19 protein-coding genes are annotated in these 21,636 nt (G+C 63.6%); 14 read left to right on the forward strand and 5 right to left on the reverse strand.

The window, feature by feature from the left end:
• Positions 1–31 precede the first annotated feature (31 nt).
• The 3 genes from NKI46_RS05240 (at position 32) to NKI46_RS05250 (ending at position 2,524) form a co-directional block, all read left to right on the forward strand.
• The gene (locus NKI46_RS05240) at positions 32–1,054 is read left to right on the forward strand and encodes a LacI family DNA-binding transcriptional regulator (protein WP_023671355.1); all 1,023 of its coding nucleotides are present in this window, start codon (positions 32–34) and stop codon (positions 1,052–1,054) included.
• The gene (locus NKI46_RS05245) at positions 1,051–2,031 is read left to right on the forward strand and encodes a 2-hydroxyacid dehydrogenase (RefSeq protein WP_023826664.1); all 981 of its coding nucleotides are present in this window, start codon (positions 1,051–1,053) and stop codon (positions 2,029–2,031) included. The genes NKI46_RS05240 and NKI46_RS05245 overlap by 4 nt, the downstream gene beginning before the upstream one ends.
• Positions 2,032–2,113: 82 nt before the next feature.
• A complete protein-coding gene (locus NKI46_RS05250; RefSeq protein WP_023671353.1) occupies positions 2,114–2,524 on the forward strand; it encodes a hypothetical protein in 411 nt (136 codons plus the stop codon).
• 10 nt (positions 2,525–2,534) lie between these two features.
• Here the strand turns inward: NKI46_RS05250 and NKI46_RS05255 are convergent, their stop codons facing one another.
• Positions 2,535–3,308 carry a gamma-glutamyl-gamma-aminobutyrate hydrolase family protein gene (locus tag NKI46_RS05255; protein WP_023739654.1) on the reverse strand — a complete coding sequence of 258 codons (774 nt, stop codon included), beginning with the start codon at positions 3,306–3,308 and terminating at the stop codon, positions 2,535–2,537.
• A gap of 295 nt (positions 3,309–3,603) precedes the next feature.
• Between NKI46_RS05255 and NKI46_RS05260 the strand changes: the two genes are divergently transcribed.
• A complete protein-coding gene (locus NKI46_RS05260; RefSeq protein WP_023725935.1) occupies positions 3,604–4,713 on the forward strand; it encodes a TRAP transporter substrate-binding protein in 1,110 nt (369 codons plus the stop codon).
• Positions 4,714–4,964: 251 nt separating this feature from the next.
• Here NKI46_RS05260 and NKI46_RS05265 read toward each other — a convergent pair whose 3' ends face one another.
• The 4 genes from NKI46_RS05265 to NKI46_RS05280 all read right to left on the reverse strand — a co-directional run bounded on the left by NKI46_RS05265 (position 4,965) and on the right by NKI46_RS05280 (position 9,510).
• Positions 4,965–5,993, reverse strand: a complete 1,029-nt coding sequence (locus tag NKI46_RS05265) for a zinc-dependent alcohol dehydrogenase family protein (protein ID WP_352745187.1) — start codon at positions 5,991–5,993, stop codon at positions 4,965–4,967.
• A gap of 33 nt (positions 5,994–6,026) precedes the next feature.
• Positions 6,027–7,805, reverse strand: a complete 1,779-nt coding sequence (locus NKI46_RS05270) for a TRAP transporter large permease (RefSeq protein ID WP_023819682.1) — start codon at positions 7,803–7,805, stop codon at positions 6,027–6,029.
• The gene (locus NKI46_RS05275; RefSeq protein ID WP_023683517.1) at positions 7,802–8,407 is read right to left on the reverse strand and encodes a TRAP transporter small permease subunit; all 606 of its coding nucleotides are present in this window, start codon (positions 8,405–8,407) and stop codon (positions 7,802–7,804) included. The genes NKI46_RS05270 and NKI46_RS05275 overlap by 4 nt, the downstream gene beginning before the upstream one ends.
• A 197-nt stretch (positions 8,408–8,604) precedes the next feature.
• Positions 8,605–9,510, reverse strand: coding sequence for a branched-chain amino acid ABC transporter permease (locus tag NKI46_RS05280; protein WP_352745191.1), 906 nt, complete (start codon positions 9,508–9,510; stop codon positions 8,605–8,607).
• A gap of 89 nt (positions 9,511–9,599) precedes the next feature.
• On the opposite strand from NKI46_RS05280, the gene NKI46_RS05285 reads away from it, so the two are divergent.
• The 10 genes from NKI46_RS05285 to NKI46_RS05330 all read left to right on the forward strand — a co-directional run bounded on the left by NKI46_RS05285 (position 9,600) and on the right by NKI46_RS05330 (position 21,618).
• Positions 9,600–10,211, forward strand: coding sequence for a CGNR zinc finger domain-containing protein (locus NKI46_RS05285; RefSeq protein WP_023683519.1), 612 nt, complete (start codon positions 9,600–9,602; stop codon positions 10,209–10,211).
• Complete coding sequence (locus NKI46_RS05290; RefSeq protein WP_023729725.1) at positions 10,204–10,734, forward strand: hypothetical protein; 531 nt, start codon at positions 10,204–10,206, stop codon at positions 10,732–10,734. The genes NKI46_RS05285 and NKI46_RS05290 overlap by 8 nt, the downstream gene beginning before the upstream one ends.
• A 221-nt stretch (positions 10,735–10,955) precedes the next feature.
• Positions 10,956–14,426, forward strand: coding sequence for an indolepyruvate ferredoxin oxidoreductase family protein (locus tag NKI46_RS05295; RefSeq protein ID WP_352630252.1), 3,471 nt, complete (start codon positions 10,956–10,958; stop codon positions 14,424–14,426).
• Positions 14,427–14,517: 91 nt separating this feature from the next.
• Positions 14,518–16,833, forward strand: a complete 2,316-nt coding sequence (locus NKI46_RS05300; protein ID WP_023739659.1) for a putative bifunctional diguanylate cyclase/phosphodiesterase — start codon at positions 14,518–14,520, stop codon at positions 16,831–16,833.
• Positions 16,834–17,000: 167 nt separating this feature from the next.
• Positions 17,001–17,771: an N-acyl amino acid synthase FeeM domain-containing protein gene (locus NKI46_RS05305; protein ID WP_023683521.1), complete on the forward strand. Its 771-nt coding sequence runs from the start codon at positions 17,001–17,003 to the stop codon at positions 17,769–17,771.
• A 99-nt stretch (positions 17,772–17,870) separates the two neighbouring features.
• A complete protein-coding gene (locus NKI46_RS05310) occupies positions 17,871–18,020 on the forward strand; it encodes a DUF3096 domain-containing protein (protein WP_023671341.1) in 150 nt (49 codons plus the stop codon).
• 165 nt (positions 18,021–18,185) lie between these two features.
• A complete protein-coding gene (locus NKI46_RS05315) occupies positions 18,186–18,410 on the forward strand; it encodes an aa3-type cytochrome c oxidase subunit IV (protein WP_023671340.1) in 225 nt (74 codons plus the stop codon).
• 101 nt (positions 18,411–18,511) lie between these two features.
• Entirely contained in the window at positions 18,512–19,789 is a 1,278-nt protein-coding gene (locus NKI46_RS05320) for a Re/Si-specific NAD(P)(+) transhydrogenase subunit alpha (RefSeq protein WP_023739660.1), read from the forward strand.
• On the forward strand, positions 19,789–20,214 hold the full coding sequence (locus NKI46_RS05325) for a proton-translocating transhydrogenase family protein (protein ID WP_032885960.1): 426 nt from the start codon (positions 19,789–19,791) through the stop codon (positions 20,212–20,214). The genes NKI46_RS05320 and NKI46_RS05325 overlap by 1 nt, the downstream gene beginning before the upstream one ends.
• Before the next feature lie 6 nt (positions 20,215–20,220).
• Complete coding sequence (locus NKI46_RS05330) at positions 20,221–21,618, forward strand: NAD(P)(+) transhydrogenase (Re/Si-specific) subunit beta (protein ID WP_352520584.1); 1,398 nt, start codon at positions 20,221–20,223, stop codon at positions 21,616–21,618.
• The last annotated feature ends 18 nt before the right edge of the window (positions 21,619–21,636 follow it).

Below are 21,636 nucleotides of genomic sequence, written 5' to 3' on the forward strand. Positions count from 1 at the left end.
AAAAAATTTAAAGAACTCGGGGAGCCAAGGGCTGGCACAAAAGATCAAGCTTTCGACGATCGCGGATGCGCTTGGCGTCTCCACGGCCACCGTCTCCCTCGCCTTGCGCGACAGCCCGCTGGTCGCAGGCGCCACGCGTGACCGCATCAAGGAGCACGCGCGGGCCATCGGTTATATCTACAATCGCCGCGCCGCCTCACTGCGCACCTCGCGCTCGGGCATTGTCGGCGTCGTCGTGCATGACATCATGAACCCGTTCTTCGCCGAGATCCTGCGCTCGATCGAGAGCGAACTCGACCGCAGCCGGCAGACCTTCATCCTGTCCAATCACTACGACCAGCTGGAAAAGCAACGCACCTTCATCGATACGCTGCTGCAACTCGGCGCCGACGGCGTCATCATGTCCCCGGCCATCGGCACGCCGGCCTCTGACATCGTCATGGCCGAGGAAAACGGCCTGCCGGCGGTGCTGATCGCACGCAGCGTGGAAGGCGCCGACGTGCCGGTGTTTCGCGGCGACGATGCCTATGGCACGGCACTTGCCACCAATCATCTGATCTCGCTCGGGCACAAGCGCATCGCCATGATCGGCGGCACCGACCAGACCTCGACCGGGCGCGACCGCTACCAGGGCTATCTCAACGCCATGGAGGCCGCCGGGCTTGAGGTCAGGCCGTCCTGGCGCATCGCCGGGCCGCGCACCAAGCAGGGCGGATTCGAGGCGGCTGGACAGTTTCTGGCGCTTAAAGACAAGCCAACCGCCGCTTGCTGCTGGAATGATCTGGTCGCCATCGGCCTGATGAACGGCATTGCCCGCGCCGGCCTGGTGCCGGGCGCCGACATCTCGGTGACCGGCTATGACGATCTCGAGGAGGCGGCAATCGCGACACCGGCGCTCACCACAGTCTGGAATGGCCAGCGAGAGGTCGGCCGCCGTGCCGCCAGCGCGCTGCTCGACAAGCTGAACGGACAGGCGGTACGGCCGTCACAGGAACTGATCAAGCCGGAACTGCATGTGCGCCAGTCGACCGGCAAGCCGGTGGAGCGTGCATGACCAAGACTGATGCGTTGCAGACCGTCGCCGTTCTGGTGCCAGGACATTTCAACGACCATGCGGTCGAGCGCATCGACCGCACCTTCAAGCGGGTCAAGATAGAGCGCGCCGATCCCGCCCTGGTCACCGACGAGATGCGCCATGACGTGCGCGCCATTGCGTCCTTCGCCGGCGTCAATGCGGCATTGATGGATGCATTGCCCAACCTCGAACTCATCGCCTCCTTCGGCGTCGGCTATGATTCGGTCGATGCCGGCCATGCGGCCAAGAAAAACATCATGGTCACCAACACCCCCGATGTTTTGACCGAGGAGGTCGCCGACACTACGATCGGCCTTTTGCTCAACACCGTGCGTGAACTTTACAAGGCCGAGAAATGGCTGCGCGACGGCAGTTGGGTGAAGAAGGGCAACTATCCCCTGAGCCGGCTGACCTTGCGCGGTCGGCATGTCGGCATTTACGGCATGGGCCGCATCGGCCTTGCCATTGCGCGCCGGCTGGAAGCGTTCGGGCTGCCGGTGGCCTACCACAACAGGCGCAAGGTCGAAGGTCTGGCTTATGAATACCACCCGACGCTGAAGGGCCTTGCCGAAGCGGTCGATACGCTGATTTCCGTAGTGCCGGGCGGCGCTTCCACGGAGAAGGCGGTCAATGCCGAAATCCTGGCGGCGCTTGGCGCCAACGGCGTTTTCGTCAACATCGGCCGTGGCAGCACGGTCGACGAGGCAGACCTCGCCGCAGCGCTTGCCAACGGCACCATCGCCGCGGCCGGGCTCGATGTTTTCGCCGATGAACCGAATGTGCCCAAGGCTTTGCTGGAGGCGCCAACCTCGCTTTTGCCCCATGTCGGCTCGGCCTCGCACCATACGCGCCGCGCCATGGCGGATCTGTGCGTCGACAATCTGGTATCCTGGTTCAGCGAGCGCCGGCCACTGACCCCGGTGCCTGAGACGGCGCAAGTCAAGCCACGAAGCTGAGCGGCTCTCTGCCACACTCGTTAACGTTGACTTAACGCTTTGGAATCATTCTGCATCTGCGCCGGGGGGCGCGGAGTGCAAGATGACGAAACTTCCGGCATCGATTGCGGCAGCGGCACTTTTCGCCGGCTTTCAGCTGTTTCACGGCGGCAGCAGTGAAAGTTCGGCCAATGAAGCAAGGCCGGCAACCACCTTCAGGCTGGTCGCCAATGGCGACGAAGGCGACTGCGCGGTTAGCCGCGGCGCCGCGATTGACGATGGCCTGTCGCTGTTGACCGTGGCGCCGAATTGCCGCGGGCTGCTGCCCGGCATCGAGCGGGCAAAATTCTGGCGAGAGGGCGAGGACGGCACGATCGCGTTCAGCGCCGACGGCACCGACCCGATCGTCACCTTCTCGGTTGCGGATGGCGACGGCTACGAATCCTACGCTCCGGCCACGCCGCTGCTGTCGCTGGCGACAACCGGCGAACGGGATCAATCCGCCGGCAATTGATCGTCGGGATTTATTCCGCCGCCGCCCGTGCACCGGCCTTCGCCGCCGCATGCAGCCGCACCGCATCGCCGAAGGCGCGGAAGATCTTGGCCGAGTTGCCGTCCGACTTGACCCAGTATTCGGGGTGCCATTGCACGCCGACGGCGAAGGCGCGGGCGTCCTTCACCGAAACCGCCTCCACCGTGCCGTCGCCGGCAACCGCCTCGACCTGCAGCTTCGAGCCGAGCCGGTCGATGCCTTGGCGGTGCAGCGAGTTGACCTTGATGTCGCTGGCGCCGAATACACCGGCCAGGCAGCCGCCCGGCTTGATCGAAATGGTCTGGTGAATGGCGAAACGTTCGTCCTGGTTGTCGCTCACGGGCGCGCGATGGTCCAGCGAACCTTCGCGCTCCTGGATCTCGGTGCCAAGCGTGCCGCCCAGCGCCACGTTCAACTCCTGGATGCCGCGGCAGATGGCAAGCAGCGGCACGCCGCGCTCGATCGCCTTGCGGATCAGCGGCAGCGTGGTGGAATCGCGCGCCGGGTCATAGGGGCCGTTGGCTTCGCTGGCGTCGCCGCCATAGAGTGATGGATGCACGTTGGACTTGGAGCCGGTGACCATGACACCGTCGACTGAAGACAACAGCTCGTCGAAATCGAGCCGGTCGCCGAAGGACGGCACCAAAAGCGGGAACACGCCGGCGCCGGAAAGTGCTGCCTCGATATATTGCTGCGGGACGGCATGCCAGGTGTAGTTGTCGAACTGACGGACGTCGGTCGATATGGCGACGAGCGGCTGGTGCATTTTGGGTCCGGATTCCATTTGGAGCGAAGCGAATAATCTATTGTGCCTGCAAAATAGGCGATCCGAAGGCGCTTTTCCATGGCAAGTTTCGCCATCTCGCATGGGCCACGCGGCGAACGTTAGACTATAGTTGCAGGCTGGCTGGCCGGCCCGCGGATTTGTCGCCAGCGCCGCCGTCAAATCCCGCTGCCATGCTGGACTCGACCCCTTGCCCGTGTATTGTTTCGGCAAATCGATACCGGGCGCGAGGAGATGTCCCTGATGTCGGTTTGTTGGTCCAAAAGGGAGGTTCTGCATGGATCGTCGTTCATTCATCCGCAAGGCCGGGGTCACCGGCGTGGGCGCTGCGGCGGCTGCCGCGACGCTAGCCGCACCGGCAATCGCCCAGTCCAATCCGAAAGTGACGTGGCGGTTGGCGTCATCCTTCCCCAAGTCACTCGATACGATCTATGGCGGCGCGGAAGTCTTCTCCAAGATGCTGTCTGAGGCGACGGACGGCAATTTCCAGGTCCAGGTCTTCGCCTCCGGCGAACTCGTGCCCGGCCTGCAGGCGGCCGACGCCACCACGGCCGGCACCGTCGAGGCCTGCCACACGGTGTCATACTATTACTGGGGCAAGGACCCGACATGGGCGCTGGGTGCGGCAGTGCCGTTCTCGCTCAACGCGCGCGGCATGAATGCCTGGCACTATCATGGCGGCGGAATCGACCTGTTCAACGAGTTTCTTGCCACGCAAGGCCTGTTCGGCCTGCCGGGCGGCAACACCGGCGTGCAGATGGGCGGCTGGTTCCGCAAGGAGATCAACACCGTCGCCGACCTCTCCGGCCTCAAGATGCGCATAGGCGGCTTTGCCGGCAAAGTGGTCTCGAAGCTCGGTGTCGTGCCGCAGCAGATCGCCGGTGGCGACATCTATCCGGCGCTGGAAAAGGGCACCATCGACGCCGCCGAATGGGTCGGCCCCTATGATGACGAGAAGCTCGGCTTCTACAAGGTCGCGCCCTACTACTACTATCCCGGCTGGTGGGAAGGCGGTCCGACCGTCCATCTCCTGTTCAACAAGGCGAAGTACGAAGAGCTTTCGCCGGCCTACAAGTCGCTGGTGCACACGGCCGCGCACGCGGCAGACGCCAACATGCTGCAGAAATACGACTATCTCAATCCTGCAGCGGTGAAGCGGCTGGTGGCCGGCGGCGCGAAATTGCGCCCGTTCAGCCAGGACATCATGGCCGCCTGTTTCGAGAAGGCCAATGAGGTCTACACCGAAATGGAAGCCACCAACGCGCCGTTCAAGAAGATCTGGGACTCGATCAAGGGCTTCCGCAAGGAGCACTATCTGTGGGCCCAGGTGGCCGAGTACAATTACGATACCTTCATGATGGTCCAGCAGCGCAACGGCAAGCTGTAGGAACATTAGCCCCTTCTCCCCGTCACTATACGGGGAGAAGGTCCCGGCAGGGGGATGAGGGGCGGCGCAAACTTCGGCGATCGCCTTGGGCCTGGTAGGCGCCTTGAGCCCGAAATTATAGCTTATCTTTCCAAGCGTTGACGCTGCACCTCACCTGCCTGCCGGCATCCTCTCCCCGTATAGTGACGGGGAGAGGGACGCGGTCATCGTCGTTTCGCCAATCGCCAACGTCGCAGGATTGAGGCTGCCCTTCATTCCCTGCCCGGCACCACCAACACCTTGACCTCGCCGGGGGCGGCCGGGTTGGCGATCACCGAGGCGGCTTCCTCCAGGCCGACCTGCCTTGAGATGAGCTTGTCGATCTCGATTGCGCCGGACGCGACAAGGTCCGCTGCCCGCCTGTGGGTGAAGGGATTGATGAACGAGCCGAGAACCTTCAGCTCGCGAAACAGGATGTCGAACGGTTCGAAGGGCACTTTCACGCCTTGCGGCATCACGCCGACGATCACCACCGTGCCGCCGGACTTCGCCAGCCTCACCGATTGTTCGACGGTATCGGGGACACCGGCGCATTCGAGCACCACGTCGGCCCCGCCGGGCACAAGGCCGGTTGGGCCGGCGATCGCCTCGATCGGGTCGACCGCGTTTGGGTCGACCGTCGCCGTTGCACCGAGCTCTTCGGCGAGCGCACGGCGGGAGGCCTGCCGCGTCGACAGGATGATGGTCGCCGCTCCTGCGAGCCTCGCCAATTGCACGGTAAGCAGGCCGATGACGCCGCCACCAAGCACCACCACGGCAGCGCCGGGTCTGATTCCGGCGAGGTCGACAGCGTGCAGGCAGCAGGCCAGCGGCTCGCAGAAGGCGCCATGCGTTGGCTTGAGGTTCGCAGGCAGAAGAAAGGCCTGGCTCTGCGGCATCACGACGTAGTCGGCGAAGCCGCCGTCGCGATGGATGCCGATGGCCCTGAGATTGCTGCACAAATTGACCCGGCCGGCCCGACAATGACTGCAGCGTCCGCAGAAGATGTTGGGATCGCCGGTAACACGGTCACCGATGGCGATGCCGGAAACCGCATCGCCGACAGCCTCGACGATGCCGCAGAATTCGTGACCAAGCGTCACCGGCGGGCTCGAAGGGAATTCGCCGTGGAGGAGGTGACGGTCGGTGCCGCAAACGCCGCAGGCTTCGACGCGCACCAGAACGTCCTGCGGTCCCGCAACAGGCTTGTCGACCTCCCGTAGCGCAATGCTGCCCACGGCTTCCAGGCGCACGGCTCTCATGACATCCTCACTCAGGTTCTCAGTGTTCACACATCAGTTGAAGTTCGGCGGCTGCGACAGGTCGGTCGCCGGCGCCGCCGGCTTGGCGGGCGGCGTCTCGCCGAAATTCGGCGGCTGCGAGAGATCGTTCGACGGTGGCGCCGCGGGTGATGGGCCACCGTTGGCTGGTGGTGGTGTGCCGAGAGGCGCAAGGCTTGGCATATCAGGCAAGTTGATCTCGATCGTTCCCGGATCGACGGCCGCACCCTTGTAGCGCATGACCATTTGCGGGAAGGCGATGGTCAGCCCGATCATGATCACCTGGATGCAGACGAAGGGCACGGCGCCCCAATAGATCTGGCCGGTGGTCACCGGCGCGATCTGCTTGCCGGTGAGGCGATCGAGATAGGGCACGCGCGCGGCGACAGAGCGCAGGTAGAACAGCGCAAAGCCGAAAGGCGGGTGCATGAAGCTTGTCTGCATGTTGACGCCGAGCAGCACGCCGAACCAGATCAGGTCGATGCCGAGCTTGTCGGCAGCCGGCGCCAAGAGCGGTACGATGATGAAGGCGAGCTCGAAGAAGTCGAGGAAGAAGGCGAGCACGAAGACCAGGATGTTGACGCCGATCAGGAAGCCGACTTCGCCGCCCGGCAGCGACGTCAACAAATGCTCGACCCAGACGTGGCCGTTGACGCCGTAGAAGGTCAGCGAGAACACCCGCGCGCCGATCAGGATGAACAGCACGAAGGAGGAAAGCCTGGTGGTCGACGCGAGCGCCTGTTTGATGACATCCAGCGACAACCGCCCCTTCATTGCCGCCATCGCCAGGGCGCCAACCGCGCCCATGGCGCCGCCCTCTGTCGGGGTGGCGATGCCGAGGAAGATGGTGCCCAGCACCAGGAAGATCAGCGCCAGAGGCGGGATCAAAACGATGATCACCTGCTGCGCCAACCTGGACATCATGTTGATGTTCAGGCCCTTGTCGGCGATCGCCACGATATAGATCAGGATCACCCCGATGCTGGCGCCAAGGATATCGGCATTGTCGCCATGCGCCGGCGCAAGGTAGCGATAGGCCGCATAGGAAGCCGCGACTGCCACCAGCAGTGCCGCGAGCAGCGACAGCACGCCGTGGCCAAGCGTGCGGGCCGCCAGCGGCAACGCCGGCATCGAGTTCGGCCGGACGATCGACATGATCAGGATGTAGAGCGTGTAAAGGCCGGTCAGCACCAGGCCGGGGATCAGCGCGCCGGCATACATGTCGCCGACCGAACGGCCGAGCTGGTCGGCCAGAACGATCAGCACCAGCGACGGCGGGATGATCTGGGCGAGTGTGCCGGATGCCGCGATGACGCCCGACGCCAGTCGTCGGTCATAGCCGTAGCGCAGCATGATCGGCAGCGAGATCAGGCCCATGGCGATGACCGAAGCCGCGACCACGCCCGTGGTCGCGGCAAGCAGCGCACCGACGAAGATCACTGCATAGGCAAGGCCGCCGCGAACCGGGCCGAACAGCTGGCCGATCGTGTCGAGCAGGTCCTCGGCCATGCCCGATCGTTCCAGCACGATGCCCATGAAGGTGAAGAACGGGATTGCCAAGAGCGTGTCGTTCGACATCACCCGGCTGCCGTAGAAATTGTCGGGCAGCGCATGCAGCAGCGGCCACGCCAGGTTGATCGAGCCGCCCGAATAGGGCGACAGCACGACGCCGATGAAGAAGAACATCAGGCCGTTGGCGGCGAGCGAGAAAGCGACGGGGTAGCCGATCAGCAGGAAGATGATCAGCGAGGCGAACATGATCGGCGCCATGTTCTGGGCGATGAACTCGATCATGGGCGCGCCTCCTGGGCGAGCGCCTTGGCTTCTTCGGCAAGGGCTTTCGCCTCGAGCTCGGCCTGTTCGTGCACCGAGATGAACGGATTGGGATCGTCCATGTCGCCGCGCATGATGGCGATCTTCTTGATGATCTCGGAGATGCCCTGCAGCGCCAGCAGAAAGAAGCCGACGAGCAGGATCGCCTTGGCCGGCCAGATGATCAGGCCGCCGGAATTGTTCGACATTTCGCCGCTGCGGAACGACAGCGACACGTAGGGTACAAAATAGATCACCATCAGCGTCACAAACGGCATCAGGAAGAAGACATGGCCGAGCAGGTCGATCCAGTGCTGCACGCGGCGCGACCACATGCCGTAGACGATGTCGATGCGGATATGGTCGTTCTGTTTCAGCGTGTAGGCGGCGGCCAGCATGAAGGCGGCGCCGAACAGGTACCACTGCAGTTCCAGCCAGGCATTCGACGAGACGTCGAAGACCTTGCGGATGATGGCATTGGCGGCGCTGACCAGGATTGCCAGCAGGATCAGCCACGATATCCACCGGCCGATGAACTCGTTCATACGGTCGATCGTTCTGGATAGAGCGAGCAGCCCTGCCATGCATTTCCTCCCTGAGGTCGAAGGCGCGCCGGCTCCCCTATTTTCCGTCGCGCCGCTGTGGCCCAACGGTATGCCGTGCGTGGTTCGGCGGGTCAACATGGCATGGGCGCGATCAACGCCGTCGTGACGGGAGGCAGGGGATAAGTGCCGACCGGCTGCTGCGTCATGCAACCAAAGTCTGACAGCGGATGCGGCGATCAGGCGATCTTCTGCTGGTCGCGGCCAGGACCGATCAGCACAAGTGCCGCGACCAGGAACAGATACATCCAGCCATCGCGCCATTCGATCGGGAAATAGCCGGCCCATAGCGATTCGGCCATGCCGAAGGCGGCCGCACCGAGCGCGGCCCGAGGCGGCGAGAGATAGCCGCCCACCGCCGTCACGAACAGGATTTTCAGCCCGTAGACGAGGCCTGAGCCGAAGCTGACATTGCCGTAGTAAAGGGCGGCCATGATTCCGGCCAGCGCGGCGCAGAAACCGCCGAACAGCACCGCATGCCGGAACACTGCGCGCACGTCCACGCCGCACATGGCAGCCGCTTTGGGATCGTCGGAGACGGCGCGCCAACGGCGACCGAAGCCTGAGCGGGCAAACGCCCATGCAGCGAGCATGATTGCCGCCAGAACCACCGCGCAATCGATGAGCTGGATCAGCGTCAGCGTCGCCTGGAAGCCGGCATCCTGAGCGAAGACAATGGGTTGCGCCAGCATCGGCGGCAGCCACCAATCATGCGTGTCGGCGGCGATACGGCTTGCTTCCGACAGCACCAGCAGGATGCCGAGCGTCGTCACCACAATGGCATTGGGCGTGCGGTCGGCCAGCGGTTCGAAGACGCTGCGCGACAGCACGTGGCCGATCAGCGCGGCATAAAGGAAAGCCGTGACGACGCCGAGCACCACTGCCGCCAGCAAGGTCAGCCACAATACCTGATAGCCGAAGGCCACGGTCAGGATCATCGTCTGGCCGCAAAAGGCGAACAGCGCGCCATAGGCGAGATTGGTCCGGTGCAGGATGCCGTTGGTCAGCGCGTAGCCGAAGGCAAGCAGCGCATAGAGCGCGCCGGAATGCAGCCCGTTCAGCACCTGCTGGAAGAAATAGAGCATAGACAGCTTTCCGGGCGCCGGAGCCCGCGCCAAGGTTTGCATCGTAGAATCTAACTTGTCAAATGCGTTTTATGGGTTAGATTTCCGATATGACAGTATCTTGGACCCCACATCGCTTCACCGGCGGCATTCTTGCGCTCGATACGGCCAACACCGTGGTGTTGCGCAACGATCCGGAAAAGACCTTCGACCGTTTTGACGATCCGGCCGAGATCGCGCGCTTCGCCGATGCCGCAAGCGGCTTTCGCGGTGCCGAGCTTGGCGGCAGACCGCTGGAGGCGACCTCGCCGGACAGGATCGCCCCGGTGGTGCTGGCGATCCGCGAGACGACCGACTGCCTGTTTCGCGGCGCGGTGTCGAAAGGTGCGCTTGCCGCCGGCGACCTCGCCGCTTTTCTCAAGGCCTGCGCCAACGGCCTCGACCGGAGCCTGGCCGAAATCGGCGCACCGGGCAGACCGTTCGGCGACCCATCGACGCCGATCGCGTTCGAGGCGGCGCTGGCGGTTTCGGCCTTGTCGCTGCTGCGCGACGACACGGTCGCCAGGCTCAGGATCTGTCCCAATTGCAGCTGGCTGTTCGTCGACAGGAGCCGCAATTCCAGCCGCCTTTGGTGCGATATGGCTGTGTGCGGCAACCGCCAGAAAGCAAGCCGTCACTATCGCCGCCGCCGCACGGCGCCCCATGAGGTCAACAATGCCTAGGGTTGTTTTTCGTTCGATCCTTGTCGGTGCTGCGCTCATTGCAGCCGTTGCGCTTGGCGCCTGCCGCGACACCGGCGGCGACGGCAAGCTGTTCGAGGTTTCCGGCAAGGTCGTCGTCTTCAACTACCGTCTCGCCCGGGCGACCTATGTCGTGACGCTGCGGCCCCTGCAGCCGATGGGCGAAGGCCAGGTTGCGGTCGCCAGTTTCCAGAATCCGGCCGGCGGCCCTCCCCTGGTAGTCGAGCAGAAGGTCTGGCCGAAGCTCGACAAGGTCAGCCTGGAGAGCCCGGCGCTCACCTGCATCGTCAAGGACAAACCCTATGCGATCTCCATCAGCATCAGGGGTCCTGACGGCACGTTCCTGCAGAAGATCGACACCACGCTGATGTCGAGCGAGGACCAGTCGATCCTTCCCGACCGGCCGCTGGTGGTCGACCAGCTCTATACGGCCAATCCCGATCTTGCCGGCCATCCCGACGGCAAGCTGCCGGGTGAGCCGAAGCCGGATTGCTCGAAAGGCTGATGCGTTTTTGCCCGGCGCGACTGCGTGGAAATTTTCGGTCGCCGGACAACCGCCGCGGACCGATTTCGTGCCGGATCCGCGACGGCAGCGGATCGTTCGTTGCGCTTTGCCTGGCACTTTCGATTTCGTTTGACCTGCCTTGCAAGCGGAGAAAGACTGCGCCATCTCACTCCTACGTTGGCTGCGCGCCCCCGGTGCTGTCTCCGCAGAGGAAATGCCTGATGACGCTGCACGACGTCGCGCTCGACGACAAGTTCGATCTTGGTAAGGAGCGCATCTTCCTGTCCGGCGCACAGGCGGTCATCCGCATGCTTTTGATGCAACGCGAGCGCGACCGCCGGGCCGGCCTCAACACGGCCGGCTTCGTGTCCGGTTATCGCGGCTCGCCGCTTGGCGGCCTCGATATGCAGCTGTGGCGGGCGAAAAAGCAGCTGGCGCAGGCCGACATCGTCTTCCAGCCCGGCCTCAACGAGGAGCTTGCCGCCACCGCCTGCTGGGGCTCTCAGCAGACGGAATTAATGGGCGAAGGCAAGCATGACGGGGTGTTTTCGGTCTGGTACGGCAAGGGACCGGGCGTCGACCGCTCCGGCGACGTTTTCCGCCACGCCAACCTCGCGGGAACGTCGAAGTATGGCGGCGTGCTTGCGCTGATGGGCGACGACCATATGGCCGAATCATCGACCAATGCGCACGCCACCGAATTCCTGTTCGTCGACACCATGGTGCCGATCCTCAACCCGGCCGGCGTTCAGGAGATCATCGACTACGGCCTCTACGGCTTTGCCATGTCGCGCTTCGCCGGCACCTGGGCGGCTATCAAATGCGTCAAGGACAACATCGAATCCACGGCCTCCGTCGATGCCGCGCTCGAGCGCCTGAACATCGTCGTGCCGGAGTTCGATATGCCGCCCGGCGGCCTCAACATCCGCAACGAGATCGACATGCTCGGCCAGGAGGAGCGGCTGCATGAATACAAGCGCGCCGCTGCGTCCGCCTTCATCCATGCCAACCGCCTGAACCGCATCGTCTATTCGGGCGGCCGGGCGCCGAAGCTCGGTATCATCACGCTCGGCAAGAGCTATCTCGATGTCCGCCAGGCGCTGGAAGACATCGGCATCGACGAGGCCGCCGCCGGCCGCATCGGCATCCGCCTGTTCAAGGTCGGCTGCCCATGGCCGCTCGACCTGCAGCATATCGCCGAATTCGCCCGCGGCCTCGACACCATCGTCGTCGTCGAGGAGAAGCGCTCGCTGATCGAGGTGCAGCTGCGCGAAAACCTCTACGGCACCGCCACCCAGCCGGCGATCGTCGGCAAGAAGGACGAGCGCGGCGACTGGCTGTTCCCGGCCAAGGGCGCGCTCGACCCCAACGAGATCGCCATTGCGCTGGGCGAGCGCATCCTGCGCACAATCGGCCCTTCGGAAGAGATCACTGCCAAGGTGGCGAAGCTGCGCCAGTTCCAGGCGATGCTTGCCGACACCAGCGATATCGGTTCGCGCACGCCGTTCTTCTGCTCCGGCTGCCCGCACAATTCCTCGACCAAGGTGCCCGACGGCTCGATCGCCGCCGCCGGTATCGGCTGCCATTTCATGGCGCTGTGGATGGACCGCAACACGGTCGGCTTCACCGCCATGGGGGGCGAGGGCGCACAATGGGTCGGCCAGGCGCCATTCTCCAAGCGCGGCCACATTTTCCAGAATCTCGGCGACGGGACCTACAATCACTCCGGCACGCTGGCGATCCGCTTCGCGCTGTCGACCGATGCCAACATCACCTACAAGATCCTCTACAACGACGCCGTCGCCATGACCGGCGGCCAGCCGCATGAAGGCGGCCTGACTGTCGACATGATCGCCAGGCAGGTGCGCGCCGAAGGCGTCGAGCGCATCGCCATCGTCACCGACGAGCCGGACAAATATGCAGGAAAGGCCGAATTCCCCTCCGGCGCCACCATCCACCACCGCGACGACCTCGACCTCGTCCAGCGCGAGTTGCGCGACGTCAAGGGCGTCTCGGTGCTGCTCTATGACCAGACCTGCGCCGCCGAAAAGCGCCGCCGCCGCAAGCGCGGCACCTTCCCGGATCCCGACAAGCGGGTCTTCATCAACGAACTGGTCTGCGAGGGCTGCGGCGATTGCGGGGTGCAATCGAACTGCGTCTCGATCCAGCCGGTCGAAACCGAGTTCGGCCGCAAGCGCAGAATAGACCAGTCGAGCTGCAACAAGGACTTCTCCTGCGTCAACGGCTTCTGCCCGTCCTTCGTCACCGTGCACGGCGCCAAGATCAGGAAGGCCGAAGGCATTGCCGGGCGCTCCGACCCGCTTGACGGCGTGCCGGTGCCAGCCGAATTCCCGCTCGGTAGCGAGGGTTGGGCGGCGATCATCGACGGCGTCGGCGGCACCGGCGTCGTCACCATAGGTGCTGTGCTCGGTATGGCCGCCCATCTCGAGGACAAGGGCTGCGGCATGATTGACATGGCCGGCCTCGCCCAGAAGGGCGGTTCGGTGTTCACCCATGTCCGCATCGCCCGCACGCCGGACGACATCCACGCGATCCGCGTTTCGGCCGGCAAGGCCGACCTGGTACTCGGCTGCGACCTTGTCGTGTCCGGCGCCAAGAAGGTGCTTGGCGCGGTGCGCGAAGGCCATACCATCTTCCTCGCCAACACCGCCGAGATCATGCCCGGCGAATTCGCCCGTTCGGCCGATTTCTCGCTGCCGATCGAGCGCCTGAAGAAGGCGATCCGTGCTGCTGCAGGCGAAGACAAGACGCATTTCTTCGACGCCACGCGCACCGCCACCCAATTGTTCGGCAATTCGCTCGGCGCCAACATGTTCATGCTCGGCTTCGCTTTCCAGCATGGCGGGCTGCCGCTGTCGGCGCAAGCCGTTGAAACAGCAATCGAATTGAACGGCGAGGCGGTGGCGATGAACATCGCCGCGTTCCGCTGGGGCCGGCGCGCCGCGCATCAGCCGGACTTTGTGCGCGGCCTCATCGCGCAGCCGGGCAAGGCCACTGAGATCGCCGAGACGCTGGACGATATCATCGCCCGCCGCGTCGCTTTCCTCTCTGCCTATCAGAATGCCGCCTATGGCAGGCGCTATGCCGAGAAGCTGGCGGTTTTGCGTGCTGCCGAGGCCAAGGCCGTGCCTGGCTCGACCGCGGTGACCGAGGCCGCCGCCAGAAACCTGTTCAAGCTGATGGCGATCAAGGACGAATATGAGGTGGCGCGGCTCTACACCGACGGCTCCTTCGCTATGGAGCTCTCAAAACAGTTCCAGAGCTACGACAAACTCGAATTTCATCTGGCGCCACCGATCATGGGCAGGCGCGGCAATGACGGCAAGCCGAGGAAATCGAGCTTCGGCCCGTGGATGATGAAGGGATTTCGCCTGCTGGCGGCGCTGAAAGGCCTGCGCGGCACGGCCTTCGACGTGTTCGGCTACAGCACTGAGCGGCGCATCGAGCGGCAGCTTCTGGCCCGCTATGAGGCCGATCTGGAGCTTGTCGCCAAGGCCCTTGCGCCAGGCAGGATCGAGGCCGCCATCGCCCTTGCCTCGGTGCCGGCGCTCATTCGCGGCTACGGCCATGTGAGGCAGGCCAGCGCCGAAAAGGCGGCGGATGAACGAAATCGCCTTCTTGAACGATTCAAGTTGCCGGTGCAGCCAAGCGCATTACAAGCCGCTGAGTAGCCAAAAGGGCCGGAAAAACAGGCCCTTCAGCGCGAGCTAAAGGTTTTTTAATGGGACTATGCCAAGGCTGTGGTTCAGTTGGGCGCCAGTAATGGGCAGAACAAAGACCGATAACATCCCTGTGGATGTTTATATCCAGTTTGTGCGCTCGTTGTTCGACAACGCGCATATGCTGGTCATTGGCGCGCTTTGCCACGCAACCGCCAGCCTTATGGTCTATTGGCGCAACGGCCAGCCTGTCTTCCTGGTTCTTGCCGGAGCACTGCTTGGCATCGGCGTTTGGCGGTATTTCAGCTTGCGGCGGTTCCATCGCCTGGGTGGTTCCATCCACGATGCCTTGGATGCGACACGATGGGAGCGCGAATATATCCTGAACGGCAGCATCCAGGGGCTGATGCTGGGCCTGTTCTGCTTCATTTCGATCTATGTCTACTCGGATGCGTATGCCGAGATCGCAGCGCTCGCCATAACGCTTGGCTCTCTGGTCACGGTCGTAGGCCGAAACTACGGCTCGCCCCGCATGGTCACGATCTTCGCGGTAACCTTCGTCGGGCCGATCGCAGCAGCCCTTATCCTCAGGTTTGACATCCCCAGTGTCGTGCTTGGGCTGCTCATCATCCCGTTCATGTTCATCATCAAGGGCAGTGCCGACCATGTGCGCAACGTGCTGTTCTCGGCCGTGGTCGGGCATAAGCAGGCGAGGCAAATCGCGCAGCGCTTCAACCGCGCACTCAACACCATGTCGCATGGCCTGGTCATGCTCGGACCCGACGGCAAGGTCGTGGTCGGCAATGCCGAAGCAGCGCATCTGATGTCGCTGCGCTCGCCCGACCAGCTGCTCGGGCGGTCGATCCATTCGCTGCTCCTGCGCGGCGTTGCGGGCGGCATGCTGGCGCCGAAAGACTGCCGCTATGTCGAAGCGCAGCTGACGCGCGCGTTGCGCGAAGGCCGTGACCGCAAGGTGCTGGTCTCCTTCTCCAATGGCCAGCACTACGAGTTCTCGGCCCGCGAGGGCAATCAGGACCTCGGCGTCATCACCTTCGAGGACGTCACCGCCCGCGTCGAGTCCGAAGAAAAGATCCGCTTCATGGCGCGCTATGACAGCCTCACCGGCCTGCCGAACCGCGCCTATTTCCATGAGCTCGTCGGCGAGGCCATGGCGTCGGGCAGCCGCGACCGGCTGTGCGCCCTGGCGGTGCTCGATCTCGACGATTTCAAGAGCGTCAACGACACACTTGGCCATCCGGTCGGCGATGGGCTGATCTATGCCGTTGCCGAGCGACTGGCGGCCGTCGCCGGGCAAGGCGTCAATGTCAGCCGCTTCGGCGGCGACGAGTTCATGATCTTCTTCGACCGCGTCGAGGATGAAAGCCATCTGACCGGCCTGCTCGACCAGATCTTTGCCGATCTGCAGGGCGAAGTCGATGTCGCTGGTCACAGCCTGCGCATCCAGGCAAGCGCGGGCACCGTGCTGTCCAGGGTCGAGGACACCGATGTCGACGCCATGATCGTCAAGGCGGATCTGGCGCTCTACAAGGCCAAGGAACTCGGCAAGAACAACTGGCGACTGTTCGAGGCGGCGATGGATGCGGCGTTCCGCAACCGCCAGATGATGAAGGCCGACCTGCGCACGGCGGTCGAAGGCAAGGCGCTGCGGGTGGTCTATCAGCCCATCGTGGCGATGAACACCATGCGCATCGCCAGCTGCGAGGCGCTGTGCCGCTGGGATCATCCCGACCTCGGGCCGGTTTCGCCCAGCGTCTTCATTCCGCTGGCCGAAGAAATGGGCATCATTTCCGAGATCAGCACCTTCGTGCTGGCGGCTGCCTGCGCCGAATGCGCCAAATGGCCCGCACAGACCAGCGTCTCGGTCAACCTTTCGGCCAAGGATTTCCGCAGCCGCGACGTCGTCCAGAAGGTTCGCGACGCGCTTGCCACTTCGGGGCTCGCCGCCGGCCGCCTCGAGATCGAAGTCACCGAAACCGCGCTGCTCGACGACAAATCGCTGACGCGCCAGTATATCGAGGAACTGAAGCAGCTTGGCGTGCGCATCGCGCTCGACGATTTCGGCACCGGCTATTCAAGCCTGAGCTACCTCCACAAGCTGCCGCTCGACAAGATCAAGATCGACCGTTCGTTCCTGATGGACGTGACCCAGAACAAGCGTTCGCTCGACTTGTTGAAGGGCATCGTGGACCTGACCCGCGTGCTCGGGCTGACCGTCACCATCGAAGGTGTGGAAACGTTCGAACAGCTGAAGATCCTGGTGCATTCGGTGAAACCCGACCTCGTCCAGGGCTTCCTCTTCGGCGCAGCTCTCAGCGCGTCCGGCATCGAAACGATGTCCAGTGTGACCTGGCCCTTCGCCGCGGAATTGCGGCCCGTCGCCAAACTCGCGACCACATGAAGCCCAACCTTTAAATCGCGCTTGGAAGCCGTCAAAAAAGCTGTGAATTGCCAAAACGTTAACCTATTGTTAACGTTAATATTCGGTAAACACAGACGATTAGAGTTTCATCTTCTTGTTCATTCGGTCGTCCGGTATGGTTTAGTTGCGACGGCACGAGGGTAACAATGGAAACTCAGCTAGCAGGTATGCCTCTGGTGGCTTCTAGGGCCACCGCTCAGTCTCCTTCGGTGTTTTCTCGTCATATCATGGACGTCCTGGAGCACGTCGAGTATCGCCTTTGCGACGGTGCCGAGGATTTGGAAGCCATCTATCGACTTCGCTACAAATCCTACCTTCATGCTGGCATGGTGAAGCCCGATGCCTCGCGTATGGTAAAGGACGACTTCGACGATCTGCGCAATTCCTACCGATTTGGCGTGTTCTTCGATGGTGTTCTGGTCAGCACCATCAGAATCCACTACGCCTGCGCGAAATACCCTGTTTCCCCCAGCACGGCCGTGTTCGGCGACACGCTGGCGCGGCGGCTGGCAGTTGGCGAGACGTTCGTCGATCCAAGCCGTTTCGCTGCCGATATCGAGTGGTCGACCAGCCTGCGCGTGCTGCCCTACGTGACGCTCAGGCTTGCGGTCGTAGCTTGCAGCCACTTCAAACCGACATATTGCCTGACGGCGGTCAAGGAAGAGCATGCCGGCTTCTATCATCGCATCTTCCGTTCCGAGCAGGCGGTGCCCCCCCGCATCTATCCCGGTCTCACCGTTCCCGTGCATCTGTTCCAGTCGAAGTGCTCCGAAAACATGCAGGCGACGCTGGATCGCTTCCCGTTCTTCAACTCCACGGCGTTCGAGCAGCGCATGCTCTTCCAACGCCCCAAGAGCGGCGAACTCGCACCGCTAACCATCCTGCCCACCGCCAAGTTTTTCCGCGAAGCCGCCTGACACCACTGAAGCCTGCGCAATTTGGCACGCGAGCTCTGGAGCTTTCCCGCCGCTTCCGCGTTCTGGATGACGCCGACGCGGCCATAGAAAGGAACCGACATGCATATTCCCGAGCTCGCGCTTACCCCGCTGATCTCGCTGATTGCCGGCGTGCTGATCCTGGTGATGCCGCGGCTGCTCAACTACATCGTCGCGCTCTATCTGATCGTCATTGGGCTGCTCGGGCTGTTTCCGCATCTGGCCGGTTGAAGCGCAAACCCTTAACGTTCGACGCCAGGCCGGCGACAAGAGCCCATACCGCCGGCTTTCAACATTCTTTGAGGCTGTTGTCGCTGGTCGTGCGGCAATAGCGCCATTGCTCTTGGCCTGGCTTTTCGCTATGTGCCTCAAAGATGTCTTCGAAGGGGTATTCCTATGGCTGATCACACGCCGACCGGTCCTGTCGAACTGGGCGCGAAGATGGACTATGCCGAACATGACCGCACCTATCATGGCTTTCTGGCGCTGGCCAAATACGGATCGCTGTTCTGCGGCGCCCTGCTCCTGGCCATGGCTTTCGGCTTCTTCGCAGGCGGCTTCTTCTCCGCGACCATCCTGTTCGTGCTGATCCTCGCCCTCGGCGCCTTCATTCTCCGATAGTCTCTTCAGACCCTTGCCAAGGGCGTAGCCGGACATCCGGCCGCACTCTTTCGCAAAGCCGCACTCTTGCGCAAACAGGTTCCAGCCGAAAGGATCATGCGGTGGGACAGACGGTTTTCATCCCTCGCGAGCTCGATGCCAGCGAGCCTCGTGTCGCGGCCTCGCCCGATACCGTGAAGCGGCTGGCGGCGCTGGGCTTCGACGTCACCGTCGAGACGGGCGCCGGCACCAGGTCGCGCATTCCCGATGAGGAGTTCGCCAAGGCGGGCGCCGCGATCGGCAAGGCTTCGGATGCGAGCCGGGCGGATGTGGTGCTGAAGGTGCGCCGGCCGACCAACGCCGAGCTGAAGGGCTACAAATCGGGTGCGGCGGTCATCGCCATCATGGATCCCTACGGCAATGATGCCGCGGTCGCGGCGCTTGCCGAGGCTGGGGTCACCGCCTTCTCGATGGAATTCATGCCGCGCATCACCCGCGCCCAGTCGATGGACGTGCTGTCGTCGCAGGCCAATCTCGCCGGCTACCAGGCCGTGATCGACGGCGCATCGGAGTATGACCGCGCGCTGCCGATGATGATGACGGCGGCCGGCACCGTGCCGGCAGCGAAGATCTTCATCATGGGCGTCGGCGTTGCCGGCCTGCAGGCGATCGCCACGGCGCGCCGTCTCGGCGCCGTCGTCACCGCCACCGACGTTCGTCCCGCCGCCAAGGAACAGGTGGCGTCGCTCGGCGCAAAGTTCCTCGCCGTCGAGGACGAGGAGTTCAAGGCGGCCGAGACCGCCGGCGGCTACGCCAAGGAAATGTCGAAGGAGTATCAGGCCAAGCAGGCAGCGCTCACCGCTGAGCACATCGCCAAGCAGGACATCGTCATCACCACGGCGCTGATCCCCGGCCGTCCGGCGCCGAAGCTGGTGTCGGCGGCGATGGTCGCCTCGATGAAGCCGGGCTCGGTGATCGTCGACCTCGCCGTCGAGCGCGGCGGCAATGTCGAAGGCGCAGTTGCAGGCCAGGTGGTGACCACGGCCAATGGCGTGAAAATCGTCGGCCACCTCAACGTGCCCGGCCGCGTCGCCGCATCGGCCTCGCTGCTCTACGCCAGGAACCTGTTCGCCTTCCTCGAGACGCTGGTCGACAAGACCAGCAAGACGCTCGCCATCAACCGCGAAGACGATCTGGTCAAGGCGACGATGCTGACCGACGCTGGCCGCGTGGTGCATCCGGCCTTCGCCAAGGCGGCGGAACAGCCCCATGTCGAACCGGCGGCCATTCCGGCGGAGACCATGGTGGCTGATGCCACGCCGAAGAAGGCTGCACCGAAAAAGGCGTCCGACAAAGCCACTGCCGGCAAGTCCGCCGCCAAGCCGAAGGGGATCGCGTGATGGATCAGACCTTGCAGAAAGCCCTCGATCAGCTCGACCAGGCAAGTGCCGCCGTCCGGCTGGCTGTGCAGAACCTGGCCAACGCGCCCGGTGGCGCCGATGCGGCGGGCGATGCCGCGCACGCACTGTCCGGCGGCGCCATCGATCCCTTCGTCTTCCGCTTCGCCATCTTCGTACTTGCGATATTCGTCGGATACTACGTCGTCTGGTCGGTGACGCCGGCGCTGCACACGCCGCTGATGGCGGTCACCAACGCCATCTCCTCGGTCATCGTCGTCGGCGCGCTGCTGGCCGTCGGCATCTCGGCCTCCGGCATTGCCACCGGCTTCGGCTTCGTCGCGCTGATGCTGGTCTCGGTCAACATCTTTGGCGGCTTCCTGGTCACCCAGCGCATGCTGGCCATGTACAAGAAGAAGGACCGGTAGAGCGCCATGAACGCCAACTTCGCGTCCTTCCTCTACCTGGTCTCTGGCGTCCTGTTCATCATGGCGCTTCGCGGCCTATCTCATCCGACCACCAGCCGCCAAGGCAATCTCTACGGCATGATCGGCATGGGCATTGCCATCGCCACCACGCTGGCGCTGGCGACTCCGTCCGCCGGGCGCTTCGGCCTGATCGTGCTTGGTCTAGCCATCGGCGGCGGCGTCGGCGCCGTTACAGCGCGCCGCATCGCCATGACGTCGATGCCGCAGCTGGTCGCCGCCTTCCACTCGCTGGTCGGCCTTGCCGCCGTCATGGTCGCGGCAGCCGCCATCTACGCGCCGGAAAGTTTCGGCATCGGCACGAATGGCGACATCCACGCCCAGGCGCTGATCGAGATGAGCCTTGGCGTTGCCATCGGCGCCATCACTTTCACCGGCTCCGTCATCGCCTTCCTCAAGCTCGATGGCCGCATGTCGGGCAAGCCGATCATGATCGGCGGCCGTCACATCATCAACGCGGTCCTCGGCATCGCGCTGATCGTGCTGATCGTGCTTCTGGTCACCACCGAGGCCAAGCTGGTGTTCTGGCTGATCGTCGCGGCGTCGCTGGCGCTCGGCGTCCTCTTGATCATCCCGATCGGCGGCGCCGACATGCCGGTCGTCGTCTCGATGCTGAATTCCTATTCCGGCTGGGCCGCCGCGGCACTCGGCTTCACGCTTGGCAATCTGGCGTTGATCATCACCGGCGCGCTGGTCGGCTCGTCCGGCGCCATCCTGTCCTACATCATGTGCAAGGGCATGAACCGGTCGTTCATCTCGGTCATCCTCGGCGGCTTCGGCGGCGAGACCGTGGCGGTTGCCGATGACGGCATCGAACGCACGGTCAAGCAGGGCTCGGCCGACGACGCTGCCTATCTGATGATGAACGCACAGAAGGTCATCATCGTGCCGGGCTACGGCATGGCGGTCGCCCAGGCCCAGCACGCGCTGCGCGAAATGGCCGACAAGCTCAAGGCCAATGGCGTGGATGTCAAATACGCCATCCACCCCGTGGCCGGCCGCATGCCCGGCCACATGAACGTGCTGCTCGCCGAAGCCAATGTTCCCTATGACGAAGTGTTCGAACTGGAAGACATCAACTCCGAGTTCGCGCAGGCCGATGTCGCCTATGTCATCGGCGCCAATGACGTCACCAATCCGTCCGCCCGCGACGACAAGTCGTCGCCGATCTACGGTATGCCGATCCTCGACGTCGACAAGGCCCGCACCTGCCTGTTCGTCAAGCGCTCGCTCGGCTCGGGCTACGCCGGCATCGACAACACGCTGTTCTACAAGGACGGCACCATGATGCTGCTCGGCGACGCCAAGAAGATGACCGAGGAAATCGTCAAGGCCATGGATCACTGACCCCGCCGCAACCTTCCA

Source organism: Mesorhizobium sp. M0615 (genome assembly GCF_040320805.1).
Lineage (GTDB): Bacteria > Pseudomonadota > Alphaproteobacteria > Rhizobiales > Rhizobiaceae > Mesorhizobium.